The organism is Curtobacterium sp. Csp2 (assembly GCF_013347165.1).
On the sequence record NZ_CP054593.1, the window covers coordinates 1,218,303 to 1,225,806 of the forward strand.

5 protein-coding genes and 1 pseudogene are annotated in these 7,504 nt (G+C 74.2%); 5 read left to right on the forward strand and 1 reads right to left on the reverse strand.

The window, feature by feature from the left end:
- Positions 1–34 precede the first annotated feature (34 nt).
- Positions 35–1,423, forward strand: a complete 1,389-nt coding sequence (locus tag HUN59_RS06075) for an FAD-binding oxidoreductase (RefSeq protein WP_174777854.1) — start codon at positions 35–37, stop codon at positions 1,421–1,423.
- Positions 1,424–1,546: 123 nt separating this feature from the next.
- Complete coding sequence (gene ald, locus HUN59_RS06080; protein WP_174777855.1) at positions 1,547–2,644, forward strand: alanine dehydrogenase; 1,098 nt, start codon at positions 1,547–1,549, stop codon at positions 2,642–2,644.
- Between the two features lie 151 nt (positions 2,645–2,795).
- Here ald and HUN59_RS06085 read toward each other — a convergent pair whose 3' ends face one another.
- Positions 2,796–3,620 (reverse strand): tryptophan-rich sensory protein, encoded by an 825-nt coding sequence (locus HUN59_RS06085; protein WP_254630008.1) that lies wholly within the window; start codon positions 3,618–3,620, stop codon positions 2,796–2,798.
- A 135-nt stretch (positions 3,621–3,755) separates the two neighbouring features.
- Here HUN59_RS06085 and HUN59_RS06090 point away from each other — a divergent pair, with 135 nt between their 5' ends.
- The 3 genes and pseudogenes from HUN59_RS06090 to HUN59_RS19350 form a co-directional block, all read left to right on the forward strand.
- Positions 3,756–4,739 (forward strand): magnesium and cobalt transport protein CorA, encoded by a 984-nt coding sequence (locus tag HUN59_RS06090; RefSeq protein WP_058742680.1) that lies wholly within the window; start codon positions 3,756–3,758, stop codon positions 4,737–4,739.
- Between the two features lie 79 nt (positions 4,740–4,818).
- The gene (locus HUN59_RS06095) at positions 4,819–7,035 is read left to right on the forward strand and encodes an alpha-galactosidase (RefSeq protein WP_174777856.1); all 2,217 of its coding nucleotides are present in this window, start codon (positions 4,819–4,821) and stop codon (positions 7,033–7,035) included.
- Between the two features lie 109 nt (positions 7,036–7,144).
- Positions 7,145–7,504: pseudogene (locus tag HUN59_RS19350) on the forward strand (chloride channel protein); the annotation flags it as partial.

Genomic DNA, 7,504 nt, shown 5'->3' on the forward strand with positions numbered 1-7,504 from the left:
GGTCGGCGGCGTGCGGCTCGGTAGCGTGGCGCGCATGGACACCGTCGTCACCGCCCTCCGCTCCGCCCTCGCGGACCCGGACGGCGCCGTCGTCCGCACCGACCCGGCAGTGCTCGACGCCGCACGGACCGACAAGTCCGGCTGGACCGCACCCGGCGGGCCGGTCGCCGTGGTCGAGGCCCGGTCGGTCGCCGACGTCCAGGCCGTCCTCCGGACCTGCTCCGCGGCGCGGGTGCCGGTCGTCCCACGGGGCGCCGGCACCGGGCTGGCCCGCGGGGCGAACGGCACCGAGGGCTCCGTCGTGCTCAGCGTCGCCCGGATGGACCGCATCCTCGAGGTCTCGGTCGCCGACGAGTACGCCGTCGTCGAGCCGGGCGTCCTGAACGGCGCCCTCGACGCCGAGGTCGCCGAGCACGGGCTGCGCTTCGCCCCGGACCCGGCCAGCGCGGCGATCTCGACCGTCGGCGGCAACATCGCGACGAACGCCGGCGGCCTGCGCTGCGTCAAGTACGGCGTGACGCGCGAGGCTGTGCTCGGACTCGACGTGGTCCTGGCGGACGGCCGGCTCGTCTCCACCGGACGCCGCACGGTGAAGGGCGTCACCGGCCTCGACCTGACGGCGCTGTTCGTCGGCTCGGAGGGCACCCTCGGGGTGGTCGTCGGAGCGACCGTCCGGCTCGTGCCGCTGCCGGCCGGAGCGCCCGCGACGCTCGGGGCGGTGTTCCCGACCGTCGCCGACGCGGCCCGCGGTGCCGCGGCCGTCGTCACCGGCGCGAGCCGGCCGTCGACGGTGGAGCTGCTCGACGCGGCCGCCCTCGCGGGCATCGCCGCACACCTCGGACCGCAGGTGCTGACCGAGACGCTCGGGAGCAGCTCGGCGGACGGGGCGTTCCTGCTCGTCGAGTTCGACGGGCCGGACGCAGCGCAGGCCGCGCTGGGAGCCGCACCGCGCCTCCAGGCCGAGGGCGGCACCGTGCACCACGCGACGTCCGCCGTGGAACGCGAGCGCCTGCTGACCGTCCGACGGTCCTTCCACCCGGCCATGGAGGCGCGCGGCCGGGTGCTGATCGAGGACGTCGCGGTGCCGCGGAGCCGGCTCGCGGAGATGTTCGAGCGGGTCGAGGCGATCGGGCGCCGGCACGGCGTGGCGATCCCGACGGTGGCGCACGCGGGGGACGGCAACCTGCACCCGAACTTCGTCTTCGCGGGGGACGAGGTGCCCGCGCACGTCTGGGCCGCGGCCGACGAGTTGTTCCGCGCCGCGATCGACCTCGGGGGCACGCTGACGGGCGAGCACGGTGTCGGGGTGCTCAAGCGGCGGTGGCTCGGTGACGAGCTCGGTGACGACGTCCTCGACCTGCAGCGGGGCGTGAAGGCGGTGTTCGATCCGCTCGGGATACTCAATCCGGGCAAGGCGATCTGACCGGTTCGTCGAATCTCGTCGTACCGAACGACCGCTCGTCGCGCAGATGTTCGGCGGAAACGAGTCTGAAACGAACCAGAGCGCATCGTGGTCGTACCTGCACCGCCCACGAAGGAGTCCGTGATGCTGATCGGCGTCCCCACAGAGGTCAAGAACAACGAGTACCGCGTCGCGGCGACGCCGGCGGGGGTCGGTGAGCTGACGCTGCACGGCCACGAGGTCCTCGTGCAGTCCGGCGCCGGCACCGGGTCGTCCTTCGGTGACGACGAGTACCGCGCCGCCGGGGCCACGGTCGTCGACACCTCGGCCGAGGTCTGGGCCCGGGCCGAGCTCGTGCTCAAGGTGAAGGAGCCCGTGGCGTCGGAGTACGCCTCGATCCGCCCCGGACAGGTGCTCTTCACGTACCTGCACCTGGCCGCCGACCGCCCCCTCACCTCGGCGCTCGTCGAGTCCGGCGCGACCGCGATCGCCTACGAGACCGTGCAGCTGCCGGACCGGTCGCTGCCGCTGCTCTCGCCGATGTCCGAGATCGCCGGACGACTGTCGGTGCAGGTCGGCGCGGCGCAGCTCATGCGCGCCGCGGGCGGCCGCGGCCTGCTGCTCGGCGGAGTCCCCGGGACGCCGAAGGGCCGGGTCGTCGTGATCGGCGGTGGCGTCGCGGGAGAGCACGCGGCGACGATGGCGCTCGGCCTGGGCGCCGAGGTCACCGTGTTCGACATCAGCCTGCCGCGGCTCCGTGCGCTCGACGCCCGGTTCGACGGCCGCATCACGACGCTGCGGTCCTCGTCGCACGCGATCGCCGAGGCGCTGCGGGGCGCGGACCTGGTGATCGGGTCGGTGCTCATCCCCGGGGCCTCGGCGCCGAAGCTCGTGACCGACGCGATGGTCGCCGGCATGCGCGAGGGTTCGGTGCTCGTCGACATCGCCATCGACCAGGGCGGGTGCTTCGAGGGCTCGCGGCCGACCACCCACGACGACCCGACCTTCCGGGTGCACGACGCCGTGTACTACTGCGTGGCGAACATGCCCGGGGCGGTGCCGCGCACGAGCACGATCTCGCTGACGAACGCGACGCTGCCCTACGCCCTCGCCGTCGCCGACCAGGGGTGGGAGCGGGCGACCGCGGCGGACCCGGCGCTCGCGAAGGGGCTGAACGTGCACGCGGGCCGCGTCGTGAACGACGCGGTGGCCGCCGCGCACGGGCTGGCGGCCGCGCGGTAGCCGGCGCCGCGCCCGCCGCGCTGCGCGGTCGCGCCGCGCGCGGTGGCCGGTGCCGGTTCATGCGCTCAGCGACAGTTCACGGGCTCACGAGCCCGTGAACTGTCGCTGAGCGCGAAAGGTGTCCGGCGGGGCGCGGCCCCGGCGCCCTGGCCTACGCCACCCGCGCGGCGCCCGCGCCGCGGCGCGCCCCGACCCACCCGACGCGGGTGCGCACCACGAGTGTGACGAGCACGACCGCCGCGATCGACACCACCGCCGCCACGGCCGTCGGCACGGACACGAGCGGCCCGTCGAGCCGCCCGATCGCGACCCACGCCAGGCCCCACGCGAGCGACACCGTCGGGGCCAGTCGTCCGCCGCCCCACACCGCCAGGAGCACCCCGACGAGCCCGGCGACGAGCGCCACGACCACGCCCCAGACGTCCTGGCCGAGACCGAAGCCCTCGAACCCGGCCGCCGCGAGCACCGCCGCGGTGTTGGCCGCCGTCGCGACGCAGACCCACCCGAGGTACAGCCCGAACGTCCCGTCGGTCAGCACCTGCTCGACGACGCCCGACGCCGTGGTCCGCCGGAGCACCGCGAACGTCCACACGAGCACGACGAGCAGCGCGACGATGACCGGCTCGCTCAGCCACAGCGCCCCGAACTGCACGGACAGGATCCACGCCGCGTTGAGCAGCAGGGACAGCGTCGCCGGCAGCGCGAGCCGTGCGTGCCGCGCGTCGTCGGCGGTCCGGAAGCACTGCCGCACCGCGTACGCGAGCAGCCCGACGTAGATGACGCTCCAGATCGAGAACGCCGGACCGTCCGGCGCGATGGCGGTCGAGGACGCCGACAGCGCCCCGCCGGCCGCGTCCTGGATCGGGGTGCCCACCACCGCTCCGGACCCGACGAACGCGCCGATCACCGCGACGACCGCGCTCACCGCGACCACGATCCTCCAGGCCTTGCCCATGACCACTCCCTTCGTCAGCATGCTGATGACCTGCACGGTAGGCGCGTGGTCACCCCGCGCGCGCAGCGCGCGTCCAGCGGGCGGGGGACGGGCCACGGCCGGGAGGCACGCCCCGCGTCCGGCACGTCGGCCGTGCGTGGTGCGTACGGTTGCCTCGTGACCGTCGAGCTCAACACCGTCTACGTGGACCGGATCGCCCCGATCGTGTGCCCCTCGCTCGAGACGACCTTCCGGATGATCGGCGACCAGGGTGCGAGCGCGTGCATCGTGCTGCACCGCCCGGACGCCGAGGAGCTCGGGGACGTCGCGGTGGCCCTGGGGCTGCACGAGCTCGCGGTGGAGGACGCCGCCGAGGGCCACCAGCGCCCGAAGCTCGAGCGGTACGGGTCGACGCTCTTCGCCGTGCTGAAGCCCGCCGTGTACCACGACGGCCGCGAGGAGGTGGAGTTCGGCGAGGTGCACGCCTTCGTGGGGGAGTCGTTCTTCCTCGCGGTCGTCCCGGCGGACCCCCGCGGTCCCCAGGCCGTCCCGCGCGCGCTGCAGCGGATGAGCGGCAAGCCCGGTCTGGTCACGGTGGGGCCGCAGGCGCAGCTCTGGGCGCTGATGGACTCGATCGTGGACGGGTACGCGCCCGTGATCGACGGCCTCGAGGAGGACATCAACCAGATCGAGGACCAGCTGTTCTCCGGTGTCCCCGGGGTCTCGAAGCGCATCTACGAGCTGTTCGGCGAGGTCGTCGACTTCCAGCGGGCCGCCCGTCCGCTCATCGGCATGATCGAGAACCTGCACCGCGGCGCCGACAAGTACCACCTGCCGGTCGAGATGCAGCGGCGCTTCCGGGACGTGCTCGACCACGCGATCCGGACCGTCGAGCGCCTGGACACCTTCCGCTCCCTGCTGCAGAACGCGCTGACGGTCGACTCGACCCTGGCGGCGCAGAAGCAGAACGACGACACGAAGCGCATCTCCGGCTGGGCGGCGATCCTGTTCGCCCCGACGCTCATCGCCGCGATCTACGGCATGAACTTCACGCACATGCCCGAGCTGTCGTGGACGTGGGGCTACCCGCTGTCGATCGTCGCGATGGTGCTGTTCGCGGCCGTCCTGTACGTCGTGTTCAAGGTGAAGCGCTGGTTCTGACCCCCGCGCGCGCGTCGAGTTGCGGGAGCGCTCCCAGGCGGGGAGGCTCGTCCTGCCGACGACGCCGACCGGAGCAACGATGCCGACCCAGACCGCAGCGACCACGACCACCAGCTCCCCGACGCCGGGGATCGTCCACCTGACCGCAGGGGGCGTGTCCCTCGTGCTCGACTGCCGCGACGCCGCGCTGCCGGCGATCGTGCACTGGGGGGCCGGGCTCGGCGCCCTCGACGAGGACTCCCTCGTCGCCCTGGCCGCCGCCTCGGTACCGCCGGTGGCGCAGAACGAACCCGACGTGCCGGTCCGGCTCTCGGTCCTGCCCGAACCGCACCGCGGGTGGAGCGGGCGCCCCGGACTCGCCGGACACCGTGACGGCCGGGACTGGTCGCCCGCGTTCACCGTGACGGCCCTGGACGTGCGGCTGCACGGGGACGACGGACGCGACGACGCGGGTACGGGCACGAGCGCTGGCACGGACGCGGGCGCGGGCGGCACCGTCACGGCCGACGCCGAGGACCGCACCGCCGGACTCGCCGTCCGCGTCACCGTCGAGCTGCTCGCGTCCGGGCTCGTCCGCGCCCGGGCCGCCGTCACGAACACCGCCGCGGGGACCTACACCGTCGACGACCTGACCGTCGCCTTCCCTGTCCCGTCCCGCGCCCGCGAGGTCCTCGACCTCGCCGGCCGTTGGGGCAAGGAGCGCACCCCGCAGCGCCGGGAGCTCGTCGTCGGCACGCACGAGCGCGACAGCCGCAAGGGGCGCACCGGTCCGGACGCCGCGACCGTGCTGAGCGTCGGCGTCCCCGGGTTCGGGTTCGCGTCGGGCGAGGTCTGGGGTGTGCACACGGCCTGGAGCGGCAACCACCGGCACTACGCCGAGCGCCTGTCGACCGGACGCCAGGTGGCCGGTGGCTCGGAGCTCCTGCTGCCGGGCGAGGTCCGTCTCGGCGCCGGGGAGACGTACGAGGGGCCGTGGGTCTACGCCGCGTACGGCGACGGCCTCGACGACCAGGCGCGCCGCTTCCACCGCTGGCTCCGCAGCCGGCCGCAGCACCCGACGTCGCCGCGCCCGGTCACCATCAACGTGTGGGAGGCGGTCTACTTCGACCACGACCTCGCCAAGCTGACCGAGCTCGCCGAGCGGGCCGCGCGCCTCGGCGTCGAACGGTACGTGCTCGACGACGGCTGGTTCCGCCACCGCCGCGACGACCACGCCGGACTCGGCGACTGGTACGTCGACGAGGGCGTCTGGCCGGACGGCCTCGGCCCGATCGTCGACCGCGTCCGTGCCCTCGGCATGCAGTTCGGCCTGTGGTTCGAGCCCGAGATGGTGAACGAGGACAGCGACCTCGCCCGCGCGCACCCGGAGTGGATCATGCAGGCCGACGGGCGGCTGCCGGTGCGCTCCCGCGACCAGCAGGTCCTCAACCTCGCGATCCCCGAGGCCTTCGCACACGTCCTCGAACGGATGACCGCGATCATCGGCGAGTACGGCATCGACTACGTCAAGTGGGACCACAACCGCGACCTGGTCGAGGCCGGGCACCGCGGGGGCGGGGCCGCCGTGCACGAGCAGACCCTGGCTGCCTACCGGCTCATGGCGACGCTCAAGGAGCGCTTCCCCGCGCTCGAGATCGAGGCCTGCGCCTCCGGTGGGGCACGCGTCGACCTCGGCGTCCTCGAGCACACCGACCGCGTCTGGGTGTCCGACGACATCGACCCGCTCGAGCGGCAACAGATGCACCGGTGGACGCAGCAGCTGCTGCCGCCCGAGCTCCTCGGCGCGCACGTCGCGAGCGGCACGAGCCACAGCACCGGACGCCGCCACGACGTGTCGTTCCGCGCGGGCACGGCGATGATCGGGCACTTCGGTATCGAGTGGGACCTCACCCAGGCCACCCCGGAGGAGGAGGCGACGCTCGCCGAGTGGATCGCGCTCCACCAGGAGTGGCGCGGCCTGCTGCACGGCGGGGACCTCGTCCGGAACGACGAGGTCGACCCCACGCGCCTCGTGTACGGGGTCGTCGCGCCGGACCGTCGGGACGCACTGTTCTTCCTCGTCAGCACGGGCCGCTCCGAGGTGTCGGGCACCGGACCGATGCGCTTCCGCGACCTCGACCCCGGCGTCACCTACCGCGTCGACCCGGTGTTCCGCGGCCCGGACCACCTGCTGAACCCGCCGTCGTGGTGGTCGGGGGAGCGCCGGTTCCCCGGCCGCGTCCTCGGCACCGTCGGCCTCGAGGTCCCGCTGCTCCCCGCGGACTGCGTGGTCCCGTTCCGCGTGACGGCCGTCTGACCCGGGACGCACCGGCCCGACACGGGACGGCCTGGAGGATCGTGGCGGGCCCCGCCACGCGCCTCCAGGCCGGCAGTGGACCGCTCCGGCGGCCGCTAGGCTTCCGGACATGCCGCAGACCGGGAACGCGACACGAACGTCCACGCCGGTCGCCGGGAGTGCACGCTGGGCCGTCAAGCTCGCGGTGATCACCGCGCTCGTCGGCGTCGCCGGCGGCGTCGCGGGCATCAGCGTGTGGCTCGCGCTCCAGCTCATCCAGTTCGTCGCCTTCGGGTACCCCTTCGGCGGGCACCTCGAGGCGGCCGACGCGCCCTCCGGCTGGAACCGGTTCGCCGCGCTCGCCGCGGCCGGTGTGCTGACCGGCGTCGCGTGGTGGGCGCTCCGACGGTGGGCGAAGCCCGTCGTGTCGGTGCCGGCGGCCGTCGGCGGCAAGCGGATGCCCGCCCTGTCGACCGTCGCGAACGCCGGC

Excerpts from the sequence above, each read along its gene's own strand:
- HUN59_RS06075 (WP_174777854.1), top strand. The coding sequence starts at position 35 with ATGGACACCGTCGTCACCGCCCTCCGCTCCGCCCTCGCGGACCCGGAC.
- ald (WP_174777855.1), top strand. The coding sequence starts at position 1,547 with ATGCTGATCGGCGTCCCCACAGAGGTCAAGAACAACGAGTACCGCGTC.
- HUN59_RS06085 (WP_254630008.1), bottom strand. The coding sequence starts at position 3,620 with ATGCTGACGAAGGGAGTGGTCATGGGCAAGGCCTGGAGGATCGTGGTC.
- HUN59_RS06095 (WP_174777856.1), top strand. The coding sequence starts at position 4,819 with ATGCCGACCCAGACCGCAGCGACCACGACCACCAGCTCCCCGACGCCG.